The sequence below is a fragment of the Psychrobacter luti genome, from assembly GCF_014192115.1.
Taxonomy (GTDB): domain Bacteria; phylum Pseudomonadota; class Gammaproteobacteria; order Pseudomonadales; family Moraxellaceae; genus Psychrobacter; species Psychrobacter luti.
On the sequence record NZ_JACHXL010000002.1, the window covers coordinates 365,722 to 389,421 of the forward strand.

Below are 23,700 nucleotides of genomic sequence, written 5' to 3' on the forward strand. Positions count from 1 at the left end.
GTCATAAAGCAGCATCAGGATTTATAACAGCATTGGTCACCATCTTTATAACTGCCTTTAGCGTTATAAGATTAAAACTAGCGCTTTATATTGAATGGCGTATTTTTCGTTATTCACAGTTATATTAAAGGCTGTACTAATAAACATATAGTCGATGGCATTTATCCGTTTATGATGTCAGCACTATTATTAACGCCACTTAGATTATTACTAGTGATAGCCACTGTCTAAGGTCGCATCTTGTCAGCAGATTGGTAGGTATCGTACGTTTTATGCAGCAGTCAACTCATTCCCCACAGTCTAAGTCATTATCTGCGTCAGCCATTGATTCTGCTGCATCGCTATCAAACCTGCAAAAAACATATGCAGCAATTCCGCGTGAGCGTCCGCATACGCCGCTACTCGATAAGGTAGACGCACCGATCGACTTGAAGACGTTTAGCGAAAGTCAGCTAATCACTTTGGCGGATGAGCTACGGCTTTTTCTGCTCTATTCAGCGGGTCAAAGTGGCGGTCATTTCGGGGCCAATTTAGGTGTGATTGAGTTGACCATTGCGCTGCATTATCTGTTAGATGCGCCGCAAGATCAGATTGTTTGGGACGTGGGTCATCAAGCCTATGCTCATAAAGTGCTGACTGGTCGCCGTGATAAGCTTGGCACCATTCGCTCAAAAGACGGTTTGACTGCTTTTCCAGAACGCGCCGAGTCGGTTTACGATACTTTTGGGGTTGGACATTCATCAACGTCTATCTCAGCAGCTTTGGGCATGAGCTTGGCGCTTCGTTATCAAGACATTGCGCAAACGGTTGCTTGTATTATCGGTGATGGCGCGATGACCGGCGGCATGGCTTTTGAAGCGATGAATGACGCCGTACAACAAGATGCTGATTTGCTCGTGATTTTAAATGATAATGATATGTCAATATCTTGCTCTATCGGTGGCTTCTCGCGGCATTTAGCGACGTTGTGGGAATCAGGCTATCAGGTTGATATCTCTGATGCAGGCGAGCCAATACTGTGTAAGCGTCCTGTTATGCAAGCCTTTGACCGCCGTAAGCGTCATAAAGAGCTGCGCGATGTCCCACAGTTAGAAGATAATTTATTTAAGGCGATTGGTTTTACCTACTTTGGTCCGTTTGATGGGCACGATATTCCTGAGCTGCTGCGCGTACTATCGCTTGCCAAGCAATTAAAAGGCCCTGTTTTAGTTCATATTTATACCACTAAAGGTAAAGGTTTTGCGCCTGCTGAATTAGATCCAGTTGGATATCATGCTATTAGTAAATTACCTGCTGAAAATGAAGCGGTAGAAGACAGTCCAAAAGAAAGCAAACCGCTTTTAAAGTACTCGCAAGTATTTGGCCAGTTTTTATGTGACAAAGCCGCCATTGACCATAAGCTGCTTGCCATTACCCCAGCGATGGAAGAAGGCTCGGGAATGATTGAGTTTGCGCGTCAATTCCCGAAGCGCTTTTTTGATGTGGCGATTGCTGAGCAACATGCCGTAACTTTAGCAGGTGGCATGGCAACCCAAGGCGTCAAACCTATCGTCGCAATTTATTCAACCTTTTTGCAGCGCGGCTATGATCAGCTGATTCATGATGTCGCTCTACAAAACCTTGATGTGATGTTTGCTATCGATCGCGCCGGTTTGGTCGGGGAAGATGGTGCAACCCATGCAGGTGTATTCGATTTTGCTTTTTTACGCTGCGTGCCTAATATGCTGATTGCCGCGCCAAAAGATGAAAACGAATGCTACCATCTGCTTAATACTTGCTATGAATATCAAGGCTGTACAGCAGTACGCTATCCGCGCGGTGTTGGTACAGGCGCAGTCATTACTCAGCCAGCACAAGTTTATCCTATTGGCAAAGCGGTAGTAGAGTCGGTATTAGGTCAAGATGACGCAGCTAATAAATTGGCGTTATTAGCCTTTGGTACTATGGTTGAAGCTGCTCAGCAAGCGGCAGAAAGCCTGATTAACGATAATATAGAATCGGACTGTCAGGTACATGTGGTGAATATGCGCTGGGTAAAACCGTTAGATACCCATTTGCTTGAGACCTTAATCGAGCAAGGCATCACCCATATTGCGACCCTAGAAGAGCATATGATTATGGGCGGCGCGGGCAGTGCGGTAAATGAGTATTTACTTAACGAATCGCCAACCTTCAAAAATAGCCACCCAGTTATCTGTAATATCGGTATCTCTGATCGCTTTATCGCCCATGGTTCGCCAGCGGAACAAATGGCTGATTGTGGTCTAGATGTTGTAGGGGTCGTCAGTCAGCTCCAGCAATTGCTAAAATAAAACACTATAATCTATGAAAAATTGCTAAAATAGCCGATTGAAAAATAAAGCATGTCTGTTTTCTTGCTTAGACCTCGCCTACTTGCCGTAGGTGTGAATTATTTGACAACTTGGGCGGTACAACTGCTGGCAACCATATATTTGGTTTGCTAGGCGGCTATGGGGTTTTATTAATTATTACTATGCGCCAGTTTTGAAGCAGATTTTATTTTTCGTACATTTTATAAGTTACATCTCTTAAGTAGTATTCATTCATCAAGCAAATAGGTTATTTATGGAACCCATGGTCGTCATCGCAGCGCGTGCTGCTGAAAAAGTCGGTAAAGAGATTTTATATGCGCATCAAAATCGCCACAAAATCGAGCTAGATATCGAGTCAAAAGGGCTTGATGGTTTGGTTACCCGCATTGATCGTTTCAGTGAAGAGCTGACGATTGAGACGCTTAAAGCCAGCTATCCAAATCACTCGTTTTTGGGTGAAGAGTTTGGTATGCAAGAAGGTCGCGGCGAAGATGCTGATTGGTGCTGGATTATTGATCCGTTAGATGGCACCAAAAACTTTGTCCATGGTGTGCCGCAGTTTTGCGTATCTATCGCGGTGCAGCATAAAGGGGTCACCCAACACGGCGTCATCTACGATCCTGTCCGTGATGAGATGTTTTCTGCCAGCCGTGGTAAAGGCGCGCGCTTAAACCAACGCCGTATCAATGTTAGCGAGCGTAAAACGATTGATGGTGGCTTATTTACCACCGGTCATCCGCTTGAGCGTAAACGCAATGGTGAAGTTATCTCTTATGCCAAGCAGCATTTTGAGAGCTTACAGAAAATCTCTGAAGCAGGCGGTCAGGTTCGTCGTTTAGGTTCAGCTGCGCTTGATTTATGCTACGTAGCGGCTGGTCGTTTTGACGGTTATTTTGAGATGTCTATTAAGCCTTGGGATATCGCTGCTGGTGAGCTTATCGTGACCGAAGCACGCGGTGTAGTCGTTGACCATACAGGCGCGCACAACTCTATGACCTCAGGTTCTATTTTCGCATGTAATATCAAGTTATTAAAACCTTTGATGCAAGTGGTTGTCCCAGCATGGGGTGATACATTTTAAGCACCATCTAGTTATACTTATTGAGACAATTGATATCAAAAAGCTGGTTCCGTTATGGAGCCAGCTTTTTTGTTTTGTTATTACCTTTATCGTCACTTTTATCTTCAACCGTAATACCTTGGAATTCAAGCTCTTTACTGGTGCGCTCTAACAGCTGCAGCTCTTCTTCTATCAACATCAGCATATCTTGCACGTGCGGCAACGCTTTACTACAAGCGGTAATCCCAAATTCAATCTTGTCCAAATAGCTAGCAAGAGTAATATTCATGGCTTGACCGTTGAATACAATGGATGCTGGGTATAAGGACTGCAGACGTGCGCCGTTCCAATAGAGTGGTTTTTCCGAACCAGGTACATTCGAGATAATCAGGTTAAATGCTTGTTTTTTAGGAAAGAGACCGGTTGCCAGATTAAGCCCTTCCCATGCATAAGACACCACGCTGTAATTAATAACTTGTGCTTGATTCATACGTCTAAAACGGCGTTTACCATTGTTCATACTACGATGAATCAGCTTGATTCTACTCAATGGATCATCCAGATGGGTACCTAGATTGGCAAGGACAAATGATAGCTGATTGCCCGCTACGCTATCATCAGTACGTAAAGACATAGGGACAAAAGCAATCAGCGGTTTGCTGGGTAGCGCATCCATTGAAATCAAGTAACGCCGAATTGCACCTGCACAAACCGCAAGCACTACATCGTTTTTGCTAATATTAATGCGCTCAGCAATATCATTGAAGCGCTTAATATCATAAGATTGTGCCGCTATGCGCCTCGATGCTGAGATGCGTCTGTTTAAAATACTTCTAGGCGCATCAAAGGTACTGACATAACTGTCATCATTATAATTTTTAAAATTATCTAGCAATTCTGTGAACACAGGCTTAATCGTAGATACTTGCTCTTTAAGAATGCGCAAAGCGGAGCGCTCTTTGGGCAAAATAGCATCAATCTGATTGCGATGGCGTGCCATTAGTGACCAAATAGGCAAAGTAACCGGCTCATTGGGCGATTGTGACAAGGATTTTTTGACCAGACGCATAGCAGCGATGCCATCAACCAGCGAGTGATGAATTTTGAAATATAAGGCAAAACGCTCAGGAGCGCCTTCGCTTTCTGGCTCAATACCTTCAATGACGTGACATTCCCACAGCGGCATCGCACGGTCCAGTAGACGACCATGCTCTCTTGATACATACATCAAAAGCTCGCGTACACGGGCGGGCTTTGGTAATGCGACATGATGCAAGTGATGCTCAACATCAAAGTGCTTGTCTTTTTTCCAAAAAATCAAATGCTCAAGCACTTGGTTAAAAGGAAACGTTGGCGGCACCTCAGACTCTTGCATCTGTTTGACCAATTGACAGACAAAACTGTTATCCGCATTTTCTGGTAATTCGAATAGGAATAGACCCCCAACATGCATGGGTTGTTTACGCGACTCAAGAAGTAAGAACAACTGGTCGACTGCTGTGAGAAGTCGCATAATAAATCCTTTTATGACGATGAATGAAAAATAGCAATAATAAATAAGTATTCAGTTAAGCAAGGGTAAAGCATTTGGCAAAAGCGACTAAAAACCTAAAAGTAGTCACAAAAACATCTTAATATAAAAAGTATGGGTCAAGGGACTTTTATTATTTAATTATGCCATAATCCATATTTTTAGCGGTTTAAGGTTATAAGATCAAGCAATTTATAGGCTGGGTTTTAAAAGTTTAAGACTAAAAAGTATAAGCTAAAAAGCTACTGAAAAAAGTATCCGGTCTGCGGCGAGCTGGCGGCAGCCATTTTGCGCATCGGCATACGACCTGCCAAGAAAGCCTGACGTCCTGCCCAAATAGCATGTTTCATGGCCTGCGCCATTAAGACTGGATTTTGAGCATTGGCAATGGCTGAATTCATCAGCACGCCATCACAGCCAAGCTCCATAGCAATCGCTGCATCAGAAGCGGTACCGACGCCAGCATCAACCAATACTGGCACCTTAGCGTTTTCGATAATGAGGCTGAGCGTATGGCGATTGAGCAAACCAAGGCCAGAGCCAATCAAGCTACCGAGGGGCATAATTGCCACGCAGCCCATGCTCTCTAATTCTTGAGCGACAATAGGGTCGTCTGAAGTATAAACCATGACTTCAAAGCCATCATCGACTAATACTTTTGCCGCTTTTAAAGTTTCTATTACATTTGGATAAAGAGTCTTTTCATCGCCCAATACTTCTAGCTTAACCAGATTATGGCCACCTAATAGCTCACGAGCAAGCTTACACGTACGAATCGCGGTTTCAGCATCAAAGCAGCCTGCTGTATTTGGTAAGATAGTATATTTATCCGGTGAAATGACATCTAATAAATTCGGCTCATTACTATTTTGACCAATATTGGTGCGGCGAATGGCAACGGTGATAATCTCAGCTTCTGAGGCACCAATAGCAGCACCCGTTTCAGCCATGTCTTTATACTTACCAGTGCCAACCAACAATCGAGAAGAAAAAGTACGACTGCCAACAGTAAAAGTGTCTTGTAAAAGGGAATCTGGCGAAGGTGACATCAGTGGCATTGGATTGGCAGTAGAATTTGCGGCTTGTGACATAAGGGTAATCCTAATAGCGGGCGAACAAAGGTGACTAACAAGGTTATTACTGTGGTGAATAAGAATTTTTATCAAATAGTAGCAGAGGCAAAACATAAATAGGCGTTATGGGGCTAAATGCCTGCGATGCTAAATGCTAATATTATAACTGCCTAAACAGCAAAGTCATAAATCACATCAAAGCCTTGCTACTTGCGTAAAACAAAATGTTATTATAACAAACTCATGCGCGCTTACTGACAATCTTTACCCAGTTTAACGATTTGAGCAGGTGGCTTGAAAGAGTAAAGTCAGCAGTACTTTTTAGCATGTATTAGATTGTGTTTTCAAGGCTGTTTTCAAAGCCACTTTCAAAGCCACTTTCAAAGTTATTTTATAAGTTCTTTTTTAAATTTGTCACTCACTAGGTCGTCTTTATGCTGCAGCTGCCGTACAGTTTTGCAAAACGTCATCAAATTTTGGCCATTCTTGCTATTGATCCCAAGTTGCCGCCGACACTGGTGTTGACCAAAGCCACGCCATTGTCCGCAATTAATGAAGCGGTGCGGTTTTTACAACAGCAAGGCGTGCGCGGTGTACCAAATTACGAAAGTATCAGCGCCGATGACTTCGAAAAACGTATGAATGCTGCTTATGCTGGTAATACGGGTGAGTCGCAGCATATCGCCGCTGGACTTGAAGACCATCCTGACCTTGATAGCTTGGCAGATAGCGTTCCTGAAACGGAAGACTTGATGGACCAACAAGACGATGCGCCGATTATTCGTTTAATTAATGCGTTGTTGTCGGAAGCGATACGTTTAAACGCTTCAGATATTCATATTGAAACCTTTGAGAAGCGCTTAGTCGTACGCTTCCGTGTCGATGGAGAGCTAAAAGAAATTATTACCCCAAAACGCCAATTAGCGCCGTTACTTGTTTCACGTATCAAAGTAATGGCCAAATTGGATATCGCCGAAAAGCGCGTACCACAAGACGGGCGTATTAGCTTACGATTGGCAGGGCGTGAGGTCGATGTGCGGGTATCAACGCTGCCATCAAGCTTTGGCGAGCGGGTAGTAATGCGCCTGCTCGATAAACAAGCGGGTCGTCTGAATATGACTTATCTTGGACTTTCTGATAATGACTACAGCGAGCTTAAGCGCTTAATCCATCGGCCACATGGCATTATATTGGTCACCGGACCGACGGGTTCAGGGAAAACTACCACTTTATATTCGGCGCTAACTGATTTGAATGACCAAACTCGCAATATCTTAACTGCGGAAGATCCTATTGAATTTCAGCTCGATGGTATTGGGCAGACGCAAGTCAATAACAAGGTCGATATGACTTTTGCTAAGAGTTTACGCGCCATGCTACGGCAAGATCCAGACGTGGTGATGGTTGGTGAAATTCGTGATCTAGAGACCGCTGAGATTGCCGTACAAGCGTCGTTAACAGGACATTTGGTGTTATCGACGCTGCATACCAATACCGCCATTGGGGCGGTCACGCGTTTGCAAGATATGGGCGTAGAGCCATTTTTATTATCGTCATCGCTGATTGGTGTCGTCGCTCAGCGCTTGGTACGGACGTTATGTACACATTGTCATGGTTGGCAGGCTGCTGATAACGAACAGGCCAAATTATTTACTGAAATTGGTATATCCTCAAATGCTACAAGTACGGGTACTGAAAAATCAACAGCAAAGGCAATTAACCTGCCGAAACCAGTGGGCTGTGATAAATGTAATAATTCGGGATTTAAAGGTCGGACGGCAATCTATGAAGTGGTGCCGATTGACGATACCTTGCGCCGTATGATTCATAGCAATACTGCTGAATACGAGCTAGAAGAATACGCCCGTCAGCAGACACCATCGATACGTACTGATGGACTGCGCAAAGTCATAGAGGGACGGACGACGTTAGAAGAAGTGCTGAGGGTAACCAAAGAAAGCGCCCTAACTGATGATGCTATGATTGTATAAAGAAAAACGATTGTATAAAGCAAAACGGTTATTGAGCCAAAAGTCAGGACAATTGGCTCAATAACCGCGTAATAGAAAAAATCAGTTTGGTTTATTTGTAATAGCGCTGCTATTTCGCGGCGATACATTCAACTTCAACGCTTGCGCCTGCTGCCAATTCTGAGACGCCAAAGGCTGAGCGTACAGGGTAAGGCTTAGTCAATTCTGCTTTATAGACTTTATTAAAGTCATCAAAGTCATCCATATCGGTCAGCATCGCCATACATTTGACGATATCTGACTTTTGGTAACCGTACTTTAATAAGGTTTCATTGATATTATCGAGTGCTTGTTTTGCTTCCGCTTTTACGCCGCCTTTGACCAATTTACCGTCTTTAAAGCCAATCTGTCCTGACATATAGAGCGTATCGCCGACACGTACCGCTTCTGAAAATGGATAATTGCCACCATCACCGAGAAAGACTGGGCTAGATTTGGTGATGGTTGCATTATTAGTCGTTGGCGCTGCATTGGCAGTAACGGCAAAACCCAAGCCTAATGAACAGGCGCTAATCAGCACCGCTTTAGATAGGTTAGTAGTCAATTTATTGATATATATAGACATGCTTGTCTCCTTATTATAGTAGTGTTTCTTAAATCCATTTTTTGGTAGCTAATTAATTCTTTAACAAATTAAAATTAATTGCTCTCGAGTTCTTGCGTAGATGTTAGGCTATTTTCTTCACTTTCAGATTGCTCGGCTTTAGGTTGTTTGTGTTCAGATGGCTCATCTTCAGTTTTTTCATTATCAATTTGATTATTCTCTAACTCTTTAGAAGCTTTACCTTGACGGCGCGCTTCTAATTCAGATTTGGGTATCCAAGCCCACGTCATCTCAACCACGATTGGGTCACGGTCGCTATCCGACTCACGGTCATGAATCACACAAGGTATCACCATCTCACCCTTTGGAGTATTTAAAATATCCAAGCGCTGCTCATCCGACAATGACGCCACGGCGGCAATTTGACCTTTTTTAATCGGACGATAAAAATTTACTGAATAAGATTTAATCAATAATACGCGGTCAGACGGTAGGTTTAAACCCAAAATAAACCCTGTTGCCGTTTCAGCAAGTAAAGTGATGGCAACGGCATGGACGGATCCAATATGGTTTTGTACCGCTTTGGTATTATTTAAGCTGACCACCACTTGATTGGGATTCACGGTTTCATAATAGATACCCGTTGTGCCCACGTACGGCACCACTTTACCAAAGGCCTTCGATAAAATACTAGCGCGCGCACCCGCAGGTAAATACTTGGTGACAGATAGCAGCTTGGTAAATTGGTTGCTGATGGGTTTTAAGGTGCTATTTGGTTTTTCGACTGGCAATCTTGTGTTGTCAGCTACTTTGACTGCTCTTTTATTGGTCAGCTTGGTAGGGAGTTTTTTTAATAATCCTGACATACAACATTCCTCAATTTGGAGTGGTTTAATCATATTAATTAACGAAGCTGGTTCATTAGGCTAGCCAACTGGGTTAATTCATGGATGGTTAGAAAATGAGCGCTGAATGAATGAGATAATAAGCTTTATCCTAGCAGCTATTTTAACGCTGGCGCATTTCTAACTTAGTCAATTTCTAACTATGGTACATTAAGCGCCGTATCGCTACTATTATTAACATGAACTGCTGCGCTTATAAAATATGACTAACGTAACGATATCTTAAATATTCGCAATAAATATTATCAGTAACGTTGCTAAAAGTGGTTTTAATAAAAACAACATCACTGAGCGTTAGGTCATTTAATGCAAAAGAGCCACGTTATAATAGCTAGACTTTCATATGACTGAAGTGCTGAAGTATCATTGCCGTAATTTTTTAATACTGGATAAGGCTGTGCCGGATATGTCTCCTCAAAAACCGACCAATATCATTTATACAGGCGTCGCTGGTACGGGTAAAACCTATCGCTTGCTACAAATCTCGCAGCAATATACCGACTATTTGCCAAGGATAAATGACAAGGATTTATTGGGACAGTTGCTGCATGAATTAAGCTGGCGTGATGTCGTTTGCTTAATATTTTTAGATTTTAAATCTAAAAAACAGGACTTGGTTAAAGTGCCGGAAGTTGTCAGTCATGAGTTTTTTATTAGTAAAGCGGCGCAAAATTCGCGTGATAAAAACTTAAGCAATACTGCTTGGTCTGTGCTGCAAATGCATACGCCTGCTAGATCACAAACGGTGAGTTATAAAAATCGAGCCAGCCAAGCCTATTTTGATAAAGATAATAGCGGCGCATGGTATCTGCTCCCCGAAAGCATGGATTTGTTAAGTGACTTAGCGCAGCAATTAGCCGAGTTTCAGCAGGCGCAGCGTGAGAATAATAGCCAGAATCAAGAGTTTCGCCAACAGCGCTTTAGTATGATTAGCTTCCATCAGGCTTATGGTTATGAAGAGTTTGTCGAAGGTATCCGCCCTGTGATGACGGTGCCCAATCATGTAGCGAATAGCTCGACTCAAATGAGTTATGCCATTCAAGATGGCGCATTTTTAAAGTTGTGCCAACGCGCTGCTAATGACCCTGATCAGCGTTATGCGATGCTAATTGATGAGATCAATCGGGCTAACGTTTCACGCGTCTTTGGTGAGCTGTTAAGTTTGGTTGAAACAGACAAACGTGCTGGCATGACAAACGCAATGACGGTTAATTTGGCTTATTCAGGGCGTACCTTTAGCGTTCCTGCCAACGTTGATATTTATGCCACGATGAACACCCAAGACCACTCATTAGCGCCGCTTGATATGGCATTACGTCGGCGTTTCCGCTTTATTGACTGTCCGCCGCAGCCTGAATTGTTACCTATTATTCATATCAATCAAGACTTAGAAGCTGATAATTCAGAAGCGCTTCATTCAAAAACAGCTAATCCGACAGAAGTGATAGATTTAGCGAAAATTTTAACCGGCTTAAATAATCGCATCGCGCAAACGCTAGGGGCAGAGGCGCAACTAGGTCATGCATTTTTATGGTCGGTAGATAGTCTCGAGCAATTGCAAACGGCACTTATTGAACAAATCATTCCGCAATTGGCGCAAGCCGCGGGCGGGCAAGTCACTATTTTGCAATATATCTTCCAAGATGAGCAGCAGCCGATAAGTGCGCAGTTTATACAAGATAGCCAAGCGCTCATCAATAATGATGCAAATAATTCGGTTAATCCAAATAGTCCGAATCAGCTGTTTGCAGGACAGCAGTCCTTTCTCGGTCAGTCTATGAGTACGGGCAGTTATAAAATTAATACTGATTTACTAGGTAACAGCGCTGAGTTTACAAAGCCGTTTGTCTATCAGCGTTTATATTAACAAGGTTGCTAGCTAGTGATGAGTAGAATATTACAGTCTGAGGGTAAAGCGATAGGTAGCAGTATTAGTAGTGCTAATATTACTAATATTACTAATAACGTCAATGCGGCTGCACTTGATGCTAATATTATTACGGTGTTTGAACACCAGCGTTTGACGGCGCGTGATTTTGCACACGCAACGGATTTTCATTGGTTAATGGCGCAAGAGTATGCTGTTTTTAGTATTAAACGCCAGCAGGGACAATGGCAGCTAAAGGTTGGCCATTATATTGGCGTTATCTTATTACCAAGTGGTATGGCGCTTGAGATATTACCCAAGCTGATGGCAAAAATGTCTAGCAAGCACAATCCGCAGCAACCATACGAGTCATCCAAATCTAGCGCTATTAATCAGACGCGGCAATGGGTACAGGATATGTTGGTTGACTTAACCAATAGTAGCCAATCTAAAAGCAAGCTCCCTAATACAAAAAACTTAGGTCAACTTAGTACTCAGTTGGCGGCGCTGCCTACTAAAGTACCACCATTATCAGACTGGTTAATTGCGCAGTTTGTACAGCGTTTAGCTCACTATCAACCGACTAAGCACTATCAGGCGCAAGTTCATAACCAAGCAGCGCTACAAGGTCGCTTGCTGATTAAAGAACAGCTTCGCCATAACAGTATGCAACCGCATAAGTTTGTCTGTGAGAGCAGTGTGCTGAGCCAAGATATGCTGAGTAATCGCTTAATTAAAAGTGCGCTGGTTTTACTTGTACCGCTATCTCCCACATCAATGTCACTGCCGTCATTACAGCAGTGGCAACAAGTAGCAGTGCTAAGTCGTTATGAGCTGCAGCGGCTCAAGCCGCTATATCAGCAAGCAAAACACCAGTTAGCGCTACAGCCTTTATCTCAGCAGCAATCACAAGCGGCGCAGCAGTTATTAGATTTGGCTTATTGGCTATTGCAACAATCTCCCACCCATACTGGAAATGGAATTAATTCGCATGCACTAGCCAACCAAAACGTCTCTCAACCACTTTTATGTTTATTGATTGATATGAATCAAGCGTTTGAGCAATGGGCAAGCCTGCGTATCGCGACAATGTTTCAGCAAGCCAATTCGGCGTATAAGCCTTTGTTTCAAACGCAAAGTGTCTGGCTAAACGATGCAGAAGGGCAGGCGTGTCTGTCTATTCGTCCCGATTTATTGATATATAAAGCAGCTGCTGCTGCTGACAATGATACTCAGCTAATTCCAAGTCAAACTCAAAATCAAGGTAATATAGAGATTAGTGAGAGGTCAGGTCACTATAGCCACGTGATTGATATGAAATGGAAGCACCTAGCGCACGCCTGTGCTATTAGCGCCAATGACGCCTATCAGTTGACCAGTTATGCGCAGGCTTATCGTGCAGAGCAAGTATGGTTGGTTTATCCGGTGCAGGATAATAGCAGGCAACCCGTTGAGCTTAGACAGCAAGCTTGTAATAAAGGTGATAGTACAGACTGTCGTAAAACAGCTAACAAGCCATTAAATGCCGCTAGATTATGGCTGATACCTTTTAATGTTATTACTGGAGATATAAATGGCGGCTTGCTTCCGGACTTAAATGTAGTATAATGAGCGCTGTCGAAAACGACAGTGTCTATTATGGTTGATAAAATCAACGTTGCGTCAGCGCTATTTGCATTAAGATTTAACGTTTTTAAAAGAGTTTAACGATTCTTTGAAAATAATAAAAAATAAGTGTTGACACAAACGGCTTTACCCCTTAATATGTGCACCTCGATAGCGAGGAACATTAACAAGTTAGCAGTATTACTGATAACGAGTTAGATAACAAACTATCGTGATAATAGAGAATTTCGGAGTGTGGCGCAGTTTGGTAGCGCATCTGGTTTGGGACCAGAGGGTCGTAGGTTCGAATCCTATCACTCCGACCATCTATTTAAAGAGCCTTACAGGCTTTTTTTTATGTATAATGGTTTAGTTTCTGCTATGCTAAGCTTGCCAAGATATATAAAAGTCCTCTAAGAGCGCCTGTAGCTCAGTTGGATAGAGCATCTCCCTTCTAAGGAGGTGGCCGCAGGTTCGAATCCTGCCAGGCGCACCATTTAGCCTGTCAATCTTGCCTTTTTTGGCAACAGTTATGGCGGTTGTAGCTCAGTTGGTAGAGCCCCGGGTTGTGATCTCGGTTGTCGTGGGTTCGAGTCCCATCAGTCGCCCCATATTTTATTCTGCATTACCTTCCTCATTAAATCCAAAAGTATTAAAATAACTCATTTGCCATCATTGGCATTTTTTCGTGCCTGTCTGTTTAATATTAATATGTGCTCTCTAAGTTATTATGCTATGTAAACTATACGGCTGCTTTAATTCTTATGAGTTATAAACTTCCTGGGCATTTAATTATCTCAGCGTCTGCTAGCCTTTTTTCGCTTTTTTTCTTATGATAGATGTGCTCGCCAATTTTCTATTATTTGTTAAACCTTATTAAATTCAGTGGTCACATTAAATTATTTATTCAATATTTTTATTTATTTCTTTGCTTCGAATTTATAAGAAACTAAAAGCCTATCAAATAAAAATTATAATTGTTACCGAATTACTCTAAAAGATTTTGCAGTGATAAGCGCTTTATTTCTATTATTTAAGATTTATTATATTGAGTACCAATTATTGAGGAAGTGATGGATGGACGCACTGAGCGTGTTACTACAAAATGTGCATTTATTCGAAACGAAATATTATCGTTTAAATGGTGTTGGTAATTGGTCTTATTCAATCACAAGACAAGATACGATTTTATTTTATTTGGTGATGTCGGGTGGTTTTGCTATCGATGTCGGCAATGGTCCGCGAGAAGTGCGTGCCGGTGACATGATTATGGTTCCAAGTGCGCATAAGCATGTCAGTTACGCGCTAAATCATCATGGTGATAATGCTGCACCGTTAGATGAGTCATTGGCAAATTGTCAAAAGCATACACTGGATCTTCAAGGTGAGTTTGACGGTGAGCCCAATTCGTCGTTGATTCTGATTGAATGTAAGTACGATAAGGCGATGATTCGGCCTTTATTGTCCGTGCTACCAGCGATATTGCCTGAAATTGGCGAAGAAGCTGATGGTCGGTTTGAAGTTATTGATGTTGAGATTAGGCTGCTGACGTTAGAGACTGAACACGAGCGTATGGGCAAAGCTGCGGTCATCAATCATTGGGCAAGTATTATGATGATTGAGTGTCTGCGCATATATATTGAAAGTCTGCCTGAAGCGACTGACAATTGGCTCATGGCCATGAAAGATCCCTTTTTGACCAAAGCGCTGGTAGCAATGCATGAATCGCCAAGTAAAAACTGGACGATTCATAAGCTTGCTGAGGTGGCAGGAATGTCACGCTCAAGCTTTGCACAGCGTTTCAAGGAAGTGGTCGGCATACCACCATTAACCTACTTGATGGATTATCGTTTGCGCTTAGCCGCCCGATATTTGCGTTTGCAGCAAAATAGTATTAGCCGTATCAGTGAATTGGTCGGTTACGCTTCAGACTCGACCTTTAGCCAAGCCTTTAAGCGTGTTTATGGTGTCTCGCCAAAAGCCTATCGTCAGCAGTATCAACAACAAATGCTCGCTTAGTCAGATTTTAACTCCTATACATCTTTTAAAAGCGCTCAGGCTATTTATTTTCCTGAGCGCTTTTTTTATTCAATATTCATTATTGATAGAATTTTTCGCTGCTTGAAACATCCTTTATCACTGATTTTGATGCTCAGTATTTCGGCGATGGACAGCTGACAATGTACTGAGGTTCAGGTACTATAGAATAATTAATTGCCCAAGACTAAATGTGCTGATACGTTGATTTTTTAGCAGGTTATATCTCAATCTCATGGTATGACAGCCATGTTATGCTGATAGCTAATATGACTTGGGTAATGTTGTTTTTTTGCAGCTGATGGTATTTTATGACTGAACCGACCGCTAAACCAAACGTAACCTTAAATGACACTCAAGGCGCTGCCATGCCTACTACAAATACAGACGACGTTAATCAAAAAAAGGTTAAAGGTAAGGTAAAAAACAATCAGCGAACGGTAAAAAATAAGCAAAAAGGTCAGGTGACGGCTACGCTTGATAAAGCGGCATTGTTGGCATTATTTACTTTGCCAAATGCTGAGCATAACTTTGATGAATTATCAGTCGAAAATCTAGCATCTGAAAAATCGGCATCTAAACAATTACCGCTTGAACAAGCTGGGGTGAATAGTGGCAACCAAATACCTGCTAGCCAAATATCTGCCCATCAAACTCTAAATACTACTAACAGCGATACCAATGTCGCCGTTCAACGTGTGGCACTCTATCGCGCTCAGCATGAGCGCACGCGCCAGCTCTATATGGCGTCTGCCGCGACCCGTCCTACTTATCTTGTACAAACGCTAAAAACACAGTTTGCAGAATATCAGCAATATTTACTGGCGCAGCAGCTGGATAAACGTGGTCTTATGGATACCGATGGGCTAGAGCGGCTATGGCAGCAGCTGCATGTGGTCGATGATATTATCGAAGATATTGTCCGTCATATGCCCGCGCAGCAGCCCGCCGGTTGGCAGTTAACAACGCAGGATGGACATAATCCCCTGCGCTTTGCTACCGTTGGTAAGCTTAAGCATGACAAGCCTATTTTGGATCAAGGCAGTTTGAACAGCTACGTCCTCGGGCACTTTGGCGTTAGTAGCTTTACTTATGATCGTGGTTATTATATCGGTCATGTGGTTGGTTACTTATTTAGCTGCTATTTTTGCGCCCATCTGTCTATCAATTATGGTGTTACCGCGTTGGGTCAGCAGGTCGTGAGCGACTATGAATACGCCAGTCTAGAGACGCCGCATATGGTGCGGCTGCTACAAGGTTTGGATGGTTATTGCAAAAAACGTATTTATCAATTGGCGGTTATTTGTGCAAGGTTAAGCGTCTTTGCCAGTGACAAGCGTATCGAGCGAATGCTGATAGCTGAGGTCAATGATTTTGATAAAAAGCTGCAACAACAGCATTTAGATGTTTTACTATTACAAGGCTTGATGCCGGATAGCAGTGATTCTACGCCGCTTTTCTAAATAATTAATTCTCCAAGATTTATTTTAAAAATTCGATTTATCCCCCTTTTACTGACCACCTTAGGATATTCGCTGCTATGCCCGCTTATCATTATAAAGCGTTAGACGATCATGGCAGTGTCCAAAAAGGCTTACTTGAAGGGGATTCTGCGCGCCAAGTTCGCCAGCAGCTGCGTGATAAACAATGGACGCCCGTTGAAGTCACGGCTGTCAATGATAGACAAAGTCAAAGCAAGAACCGGTATAAAAAACCTTCTGCTTATGAATTGGCATTGCTGACGCGTCAGTTATCAGTCTTACTTGCCGCCGGTATTCCTTTAGAGGAAACGCTTGCTGCGGTCGCCAAACAATCGCCAAAAACCCACATAAAATCTCTTATGCTTGCGGTGCGCTCGCATGTGTTAGAAGGTTTAAGCCTCGCGCGTGCTCTGCAACAAGCCGCCAGTTTTCCGCCGTTGTATATTGCTACCATTGCGGCAGGTGAGAAGTCTGGCCACTTAGATCTAATTCTCAATCAATTAGCAGATTACACCGAAAACCGTTTTGCCCTACAGAAGAAAATCCAAGGGGCAATGGTCTATCCGATTGTGCTGATGGTGATGGCAGTCGGGGTGATTATGGGCTTGATGAGCTTTGTAGTACCCAAGATTGTTAAAGTGTTTGAGCAATCGGAACAAGCGCTACCGCTGATTACCCAAATTGTCCTGAGCTTATCCAATATTATTACCCAGTGGTGGTGGCTAATGCTACTGGTATTGGCAGGGGCAGCGTTTTTATTTTATCGTTTTGCCCAAACCCAAGCGGGCAAATTAGCGATAGACAGTATTGTGCTCAGGCTACCGATATTGGCGCGCTTATCAAAAGGACTTAACGCCGCACGTTTTGCCAGTACGCTTGCGATATTGGTGCGCTCGGGTGTGCCGCTAATTGAAGCGTTACATATTGGCGCGGCGGTGACGACCAATTTACACATTCAAAAAACCATTATTACGGCAGCCGATAGGGTGACGGAGGGTTCAAGTTTATCGAGTCAATTAGACAAGTCCACTTACTTTCCGCCGATGATGGTACAAATGATTAAAAGTGGTGAAAACTCAGGCGAGCTTGAAAACATGCTCAGCCGCGCGGCTAACATGCAAGAAGCGGAAGCCACCAACTTTATCAGTACTTTGCTATCGTTGCTTGAGCCGTTAATGCTAGTGCTCATGGGTGTGGTGGTGATGATTATTGTGATGGCGGTGATGCTACCGATTGTGAATATGAATGACTTAGCAGGTTAGTAAACACCATTTTTTATATTTTTAAGTCACTTCAATGCACTTATTCTACTTTTATCCGACTTAAACTCTCCTTTTATTTACCTTACTAAATCCTGTGCTAGCTTTCTTAAGCTTTGCTTACTGTTGTACATCGTTGAGGACATGGGGTATATACTTCAGTCGGCTTAGGGATTGGGTTATAGTAGGTAGCATCAATCTGCTTTGACTTTCACTTTGTATTCTAAAGGTTTTACATTATTTATTATCCGCTTATGTGAAGTTTGCTGCTTTTGTCAGGTTTATATTGGCAAAATCAGTAACCGTGAGGATAATCTAATCGCAGCGCTGGATAAAAATAAAATCATGGTCTATAGTGATAATCGATTCAATATTCATTAAGACCACGCTAATATTACCTGAGCGCTCCTGACCACTTATATAACTGTGACGATAAAAGCGATGATTATGACTAAAAAAAACCAAGTAAATATAATGCCGCAGACTGTTATTGATAATGTTCGAACACCTGTAGCTATCATGAATGACGATAGCAAAACCACAGTGCGTAGCCATCAGCCAATGCGTAATAGCCAGTCTGGATTTACCCTCATTGAGATTATGGTGGTGATTGTAATTTTGGCTATCCTTGCAGGTTTGGTGGTGCCAAAAGTGGTCGGGCAAAGTGATAAAGCTCGCGTTAAAACCACTGAAACGGCGCTTGCTACTGTCTCCAATGCTCTTGATATGTACAAGGTTGATAATTCACGTTATCCAACCACTGCCCAAGGTCTAGAAGCACTGACAACCCCGCCTGCCGATGCCAAAAATTATCCTGATGGTGGTTATATCAAAGGTGGCTATCCGACCGATGGTTGGGAAAATGAGATGCAGTATGTAGCGCCGGGTAGTGGAGGCCGTCCTTATGATCTATTTTCGTTAGGTGCAGACGGGCAGCAGGGCGGCGAAGGGCAAGATGCGGATATTTATGCTCAGCTATAAGGCTAGCCTGAAGAATCATTAGAAATGAGAATTCAGTTATTTGCTAATAATTAAATTTTTATTGCTTAAGACCGTATTAATACTCTCTAAATATCAACCAATAAGGCTTTATTGGTTGATATTTTTTATTAAAACTTAAAATAAGTATCAGTACAGATTATAAGCAGCAATATCATTACTGTATGCTCTGGTATTCATACTATCGCCAAAACAGTCAGGATTTAATCAGCGCTTATGGCAAGTGGTCATGAAAAGCCATCATTAAAGTCCGTCATCAGAGGTAATTATCTATGTCTATAAAAACAGCTACTTTAACAGCAACTGTTATAAATAAACGCGTTTCTCGAAAATCTCATTTGCTGGCACTTGCTCTTATGAGCAGCTCATTGATGACAGGATTATCAATGACGCCGTTGAGCGCGCAAGCAGCAGGTCTAGGTGAGCTGTTTGGCAATAATAATACGGCGCAATCGAAATTTTTGCCGGTTGATAAAGCCTTTCAAGTGGGCAGTGTAACCAAAGCGACCTCTAAAGGTACGCAGTTATCGATTACTTTTGATATCACGCCTGGGCATTATGTTTATAAAAACAAGCTCACTGTCAGTTTTCCTAAGGGTATCAGTGCCACGCCATTTAGCTTCAGTCAGTCGCCAGTATCTATTGATGATCCAACCTTTGGTAAAGTGCCTGTCTTTACGCAAAAAAATATGGTCGCAACCACCACGTTGACCACCAATAATGGCAAAGGCGCCAAAAATGTACCAGTTATTATTGGCTGGCAAGGCTGCTCCAAAGCGGGGCTATGCTATCCGCCAGAAAAAATAAAAACCACGGTAAATATTGGTACGGTGCGTAAATAAATAATCCCGTAAGTAGATAGCGCTTCAATTCAAGCATAGCAAGTATAGGTAATACATAGCATATTAGTCATCAATAGGTAGCGTTTCATGTCCATTAAGACAGCAGAAAAAACTTCGTCGCAAGTAACGATTCGTGCTTCCAAAAAGTCGTATCTATTAGCATTTACTATCGCCAGTGGCTCGTTATTTACCGGGTTTTTACCGACGGGACTGACTGCGCTAGTCGCTACTGGAGTGAGCGCGACCTCCATGTCTACGCAAGCGGCAGGACTGGGTGATTTATTCGGTAATAAAAGCGCTGCCCAACCGAAGTTTTTGTCAGTTGATCAGGCTTTTCAGGTCAGCCCTAGTAGCAAACCTGCCAATAATGGCACCCGCTTAGCGATTAATTTTGACATTACGCCTGAGCATTATGTTTATAAAGACAAAATTAAACTGACCCTACCAGCGGGTGTTACTGCTGCACCTTTTACCTTTAGCCAAAAGCCAATTTCAATCGATGATCCAACCTTCGGGCGCGTACCGGTATTTGATCAAACCAATATGGTTGCCACTACCATTTTGACCAATAGTAATAGCAAGAGCTTGGATAATGCTGCTGTGACGATTGGTTGGCAAGGCTGTGCCAAAGCAGGGCTGTGCTATCCACCTGAAAAAATCAACACCACGGTTAATATTGCTGCCGCGCCGCAACAGACTGCAGCAAATAGCGCTAGCACTTCCGCTACAAATTCTGCATCTAAGACTTCTGTAACTAATGAAAGCGTTGCAGACAGTGCTCAGTTATCTACAAGTGTAACTGATTCTAATAATGCCGCTGCAGCGCAAACCTTATCAGATGATGAGGTAATTGATTATGCCTTGTTAGATGATGAGGCTTTGGATGCAGAGCTTGATGACGCCAATACCATTTCTGGGGCAGATGAAGATATTATAGGTGGTAATATCACAAGTGAGGCAGCAAGCATTGGTACTTCGACCAATGATAGTTTTGCAACAGACAGAAATACAGTAACTGGCAATAATGCGGTTGATAGCGATCCTTTTGGTTTGGCTTCTCATCCGTGGTTAGCATTAGTATTATTATTTTTGGCAGGGTTAGGCTTGGCATTGACACCATGCGTGTTACCGATGCTGCCGATTGTTGCCAATATTGTTGCTCGCGAAGATAACCCAACGGTGAAACGCGGTGTGATTTTAACCAGCAGTTATGCTATTGGTGTCGCAACGGCTTATGGTATTTTGGGTGCGGTCATCGCCGTGTTTGGCGAGTCATTAGGTATTATCGGTTGGCTGCAAAACCCTATTATCTTGATTAGCTTTGCCATTGTCTTTGTCCTACTGGCGTTATATATGCTAGGTGTGTTTAGCATCCGTTTACCGAGTTTTATTAGTAGTAAAATGCAAGGCTTAAGCCAAGCGGGGGATAGTAAACTTGGTAGTACGGGCGGCAGTTTAATCGCCGGTTTTTTATCCGCGCTCGTGGTATCGCCGTGTGTTTCTGCGCCATTATTTGGTGCGCTACTTGCGGTATCGACGATTGGTAGCCCGCTTCTTGGGTTTGCCGCTTTATTTATGCTAGGCTTTGGTTTATCAGCGCCACTTATTTTAATCGGTGCGACCCAAGGTAAAATCATGCCCAAAGCTGGCGAGTGGATGAACTGGGTTAAGCAAGGCTTTGCTTTATTACTCTTTGCCGTTGCACTGTTATTGATTGAGCGCGTCTTTATCTCTCCTGTGATGCTTATGGTGTGGGCACTATGGTTTATGGTCGTTGCGATGTGGGCGTGGAGCTGGTTGGGTAAAGGTCGTATGCTAACCCAAGCGCTAGGATTGATTGCTGGTATTTGGGCGGCCTGTTTAATCATTGGTGCCGCATTAGGTAATGACGATAGCCTATATCCGCTGGCATCCTTGAGTGCCGCGCCGATGATGCAAACGACGGAAGGTCAGCCAATGGTTAATAATGCGACAGATGAACATATCACCACCCTTGCAGAGCTCGATACGATTATCGCCGCCAACCCCAAAGTCATTGTTGATTTGACCGCTGATTGGTGTGTTGAATGCCGGATCATGGATAAGAATTTATTTCATAATCGTCCAATGCAGATGCAAGATTGGCAGTTGGTGCGACTGGATATCACAGAAACCACAGCCGACTCAAAAGCAATCTTAGCGCGTTATAAATTATTTGGTCCGCCAGCCTTGCTATATTATCAAGACGGTCAATTGACCAATCAGCAAGTTGGTGAAATTGGGCGCTCAGAGTTTGAGCAAACCTTAACGGCACTAAACCAATAACGCCATTTAGATAAATATCTCTTTATTCTTAATAGAAAAAAGCCAACGTCCTTTAATACTAGGGCGTTGGCTTTTTTGCTTTTATTAAATAACATGTTTAATTTGTGCACTAAAGTCTTGCTTTCGCGGCACTTATCATTGTTTGTCTTATTATTCATACTGGTATTATGCAGCGATAACGCTAGTATAGTGCACATATTTTCATTACAATAAAGCAACATTGCTAAAGGAGCCTTACCATACGTAATGGCTGCCTTTTATGTCCCAATTCATTGATTTTCTGTTAGTTCTTATTCTATTTTAGCGTTAATGCTAATGGTTACATTAATTATCTCATATACTCTGCTGGCGATGATGTCAGTTAGATAAAGGACACTTATGCTTTCCCATATTACTCCGCAGCGCACCTCTTTGTCGTTTATCCAAGCACGAAAGAATACCAACACTCAACTACCTAAGCGCTATTTAACGATAGCAGTCGGTATGGCGCTTACTTGTTTTACGCTGCAAGGCCACGCTGCAAATGGCGGTGAAATTTATGAGGATTTGCCTGTAGAGGATATCGCATCTGAGGCTGAAGCGGATAAGTCCTCAAAAAGTGTCAATAAGCGCGTCGTAAGTCCAAATGTAGCCGCGCAAAGCGATAAAGTCATAAGTAAAGATTTCGTCGCCGAGCAAGCACGATTGTTTTATGAATGTAGCCAAGTTCAGACCAGTGCTGCCCGTTTGGCCTGTTTTGATAAAGTGGCAGAAGAAGGCAAAAAGCCAAGCTATACCACCAATAAACAGCCAGTAGATTTGGCAAAAACGTTTCAAAGCACCCTTTCCGGTAATCCACAAGTTGTCCTTGTGGAAGAAAATAGCACCGTCATGACGATTGCTAATGGGACAGCCAATGGTGCCGCAGACAGTCAGCTAGCGGATACAGAAGGCTTAGACACCGTTGGAATGACGCAAAGGGAAGCTGAGGTCTTAGAAAGCGTAGGGGTCACACAAATGGACATCGAAAAATTCACTCCGCTAAGCTTATCTTATGATTTGGATAAAAACAGTGAGCGCGGAAAGTGGACTGCTAGACCGTACCGACCGACCTATATACTACCGATATTTTATACTTTCGATCCCAATTTAGGCCCAAATACACCGTCTCAACCTGCAGAGCCTTTAACGTCTAACGACACGCGCAATGCTGAGCTAAAGTTCCAGCTGTCTTTAAAGACCAAAGTAATGGAAGATTTGTTCGATACCAGTGCCGATTTGTGGTTCGGTTATACCCAAGAGTCGCACTGGCAAGTGTATAACGAAGACAACTCGCGACCATTTCGCGCGACCGACTATCAGCCTGAGATATTTTTAACTCAGCCAGTGTCAGCCGACCTGCCTTTTGGTGGCCGTTTACGCATGTTGGGTGCGGGGGCAATTCATCACTCTAATGGGCAAGACGATCCATTATCACGCTCGTGGAACCGTGCGTATCTCATGGCAGGAGCAGAGTGGGGCAAGCTGTCGGTCGTACCGCGTCTATGGGCTCGCGTTAATAACGAGAGCTCTAGCAGTGAAGACAATCCAGATATCGAGGATTACATGGGCTATGGTGATATCAAATTCTTATATGACTTGCCTGCGCAACAGAGTATAAGCGGTACCTTACGCTATAACCCAAGCACCAATAAAGGCGCCGCGCAAATCGATTATGTCTATCCATTAAGCAAAAACGTCAATGCCTATGTACAGCTATTCCAAGGTTATGGCGAATCCATTATTGATTATAATCATGAAAATACCTCTATTGGTTTTGGTATCATGCTTAACGATTGGAAAGGTTTCTAA

16 protein-coding genes and 3 tRNA genes are annotated in these 23,700 nt (G+C 43.0%); 15 read left to right on the forward strand and 4 right to left on the reverse strand.

From position 1 onward, the window contains the following. Nucleotides 1-272: 272 nt before the first annotated feature. Entirely contained in the window at nt 273-2,312 is a 2,040-nt protein-coding gene (gene dxs / locus FHS24_RS05965; RefSeq protein ID WP_183619703.1) for a 1-deoxy-D-xylulose-5-phosphate synthase, read from the forward strand. A 274-nt stretch (nt 2,313-2,586) separates the two neighbouring features. Continuing rightward, nucleotides 2,587-3,414: an inositol monophosphatase family protein gene (locus FHS24_RS05970; RefSeq protein WP_183619705.1), complete on the forward strand. Its 828-nt coding sequence runs from the start codon at nt 2,587-2,589 to the stop codon at nt 3,412-3,414. A gap of 52 nt (nt 3,415-3,466) precedes the next feature. Here FHS24_RS05970 and FHS24_RS05975 read toward each other — a convergent pair whose 3' ends face one another. Continuing rightward, nucleotides 3,467-4,906, reverse strand: a complete 1,440-nt coding sequence (locus FHS24_RS05975; RefSeq protein ID WP_183619707.1) for a WS/DGAT/MGAT family O-acyltransferase — start codon at nt 4,904-4,906, stop codon at nt 3,467-3,469. Nucleotides 4,907-5,166: 260 nt separating this feature from the next. Further along, the gene (locus FHS24_RS05980) at nt 5,167-5,982 is read right to left on the reverse strand and encodes a thiazole synthase (protein ID WP_183620082.1); all 816 of its coding nucleotides are present in this window, start codon (nt 5,980-5,982) and stop codon (nt 5,167-5,169) included. Between the two features lie 449 nt (nt 5,983-6,431). On the opposite strand from FHS24_RS05980, the gene gspE reads away from it, so the two are divergent. Next, nucleotides 6,432-7,988, forward strand: coding sequence for a type II secretion system ATPase GspE (gspE, locus tag FHS24_RS05985; RefSeq protein WP_183619709.1), 1,557 nt, complete (start codon nt 6,432-6,434; stop codon nt 7,986-7,988). A 109-nt stretch (nt 7,989-8,097) separates the two neighbouring features. Here the strand turns inward: gspE and FHS24_RS05990 are convergent, their stop codons facing one another. Together FHS24_RS05990 and FHS24_RS05995 are read right to left on the reverse strand one after the other, a co-directional pair. Then, entirely contained in the window at nt 8,098-8,592 is a 495-nt protein-coding gene (locus FHS24_RS05990; RefSeq protein ID WP_183619711.1) for a RidA family protein, read from the reverse strand. 74 nt (nt 8,593-8,666) lie between these two features. Then, nucleotides 8,667-9,437, reverse strand: coding sequence for a DUF4442 domain-containing protein (locus FHS24_RS05995; protein WP_227671677.1), 771 nt, complete (start codon nt 9,435-9,437; stop codon nt 8,667-8,669). Between the two features lie 445 nt (nt 9,438-9,882). Here FHS24_RS05995 and FHS24_RS06000 point away from each other — a divergent pair, with 445 nt between their 5' ends. From FHS24_RS06000 to FHS24_RS06055, 12 genes are all read left to right on the forward strand, one after another. Further along, entirely contained in the window at nt 9,883-11,343 is a 1,461-nt protein-coding gene (locus FHS24_RS06000; protein WP_227671676.1) for an McrB family protein, read from the forward strand. A gap of 18 nt (nt 11,344-11,361) precedes the next feature. Next, nucleotides 11,362-12,951, forward strand: coding sequence for an McrC family protein (locus FHS24_RS06005; protein ID WP_183619715.1), 1,590 nt, complete (start codon nt 11,362-11,364; stop codon nt 12,949-12,951). Nucleotides 12,952-13,197: 246 nt separating this feature from the next. Continuing rightward, a tRNA-Pro gene (locus FHS24_RS06010) sits at nt 13,198-13,274 on the forward strand. 93 nt (nt 13,275-13,367) lie between these two features. Beyond that, nucleotides 13,368-13,444, forward strand: a tRNA-Arg gene (locus tag FHS24_RS06015). Nucleotides 13,445-13,483: 39 nt separating this feature from the next. After that, a tRNA-His gene (locus FHS24_RS06020) sits at nt 13,484-13,559 on the forward strand. Between the two features lie 466 nt (nt 13,560-14,025). Further along, entirely contained in the window at nt 14,026-14,967 is a 942-nt protein-coding gene (locus FHS24_RS06025) for a helix-turn-helix transcriptional regulator (protein ID WP_183619717.1), read from the forward strand. A 329-nt stretch (nt 14,968-15,296) separates the two neighbouring features. Beyond that, nucleotides 15,297-16,448, forward strand: coding sequence for a hypothetical protein (locus FHS24_RS06030; protein WP_183619720.1), 1,152 nt, complete (start codon nt 15,297-15,299; stop codon nt 16,446-16,448). Between the two features lie 77 nt (nt 16,449-16,525). Then, nucleotides 16,526-17,728: a type II secretion system inner membrane protein GspF gene (gspF, locus tag FHS24_RS06035; RefSeq protein ID WP_183619722.1), complete on the forward strand. Its 1,203-nt coding sequence runs from the start codon at nt 16,526-16,528 to the stop codon at nt 17,726-17,728. Nucleotides 17,729-18,244: 516 nt separating this feature from the next. Beyond that, nucleotides 18,245-18,706 (forward strand): type II secretion system major pseudopilin GspG, encoded by a 462-nt coding sequence (gspG, locus tag FHS24_RS06040; protein WP_227671693.1) that lies wholly within the window; start codon nt 18,245-18,247, stop codon nt 18,704-18,706. A gap of 290 nt (nt 18,707-18,996) precedes the next feature. Next, nucleotides 18,997-19,566 carry a protein-disulfide reductase DsbD domain-containing protein gene (locus tag FHS24_RS06045; protein ID WP_183619724.1) on the forward strand — a complete coding sequence of 190 codons (570 nt, stop codon included), beginning with the start codon at nt 18,997-18,999 and terminating at the stop codon, nt 19,564-19,566. 87 nt (nt 19,567-19,653) lie between these two features. After that, nucleotides 19,654-21,870 (forward strand): protein-disulfide reductase DsbD, encoded by a 2,217-nt coding sequence (gene dsbD, locus FHS24_RS06050; RefSeq protein WP_183619726.1) that lies wholly within the window; start codon nt 19,654-19,656, stop codon nt 21,868-21,870. Nucleotides 21,871-22,248: 378 nt separating this feature from the next. Next, nucleotides 22,249-23,700 carry a phospholipase A gene (locus FHS24_RS06055; RefSeq protein ID WP_183619728.1) on the forward strand — a complete coding sequence of 484 codons (1,452 nt, stop codon included), beginning with the start codon at nt 22,249-22,251 and terminating at the stop codon, nt 23,698-23,700.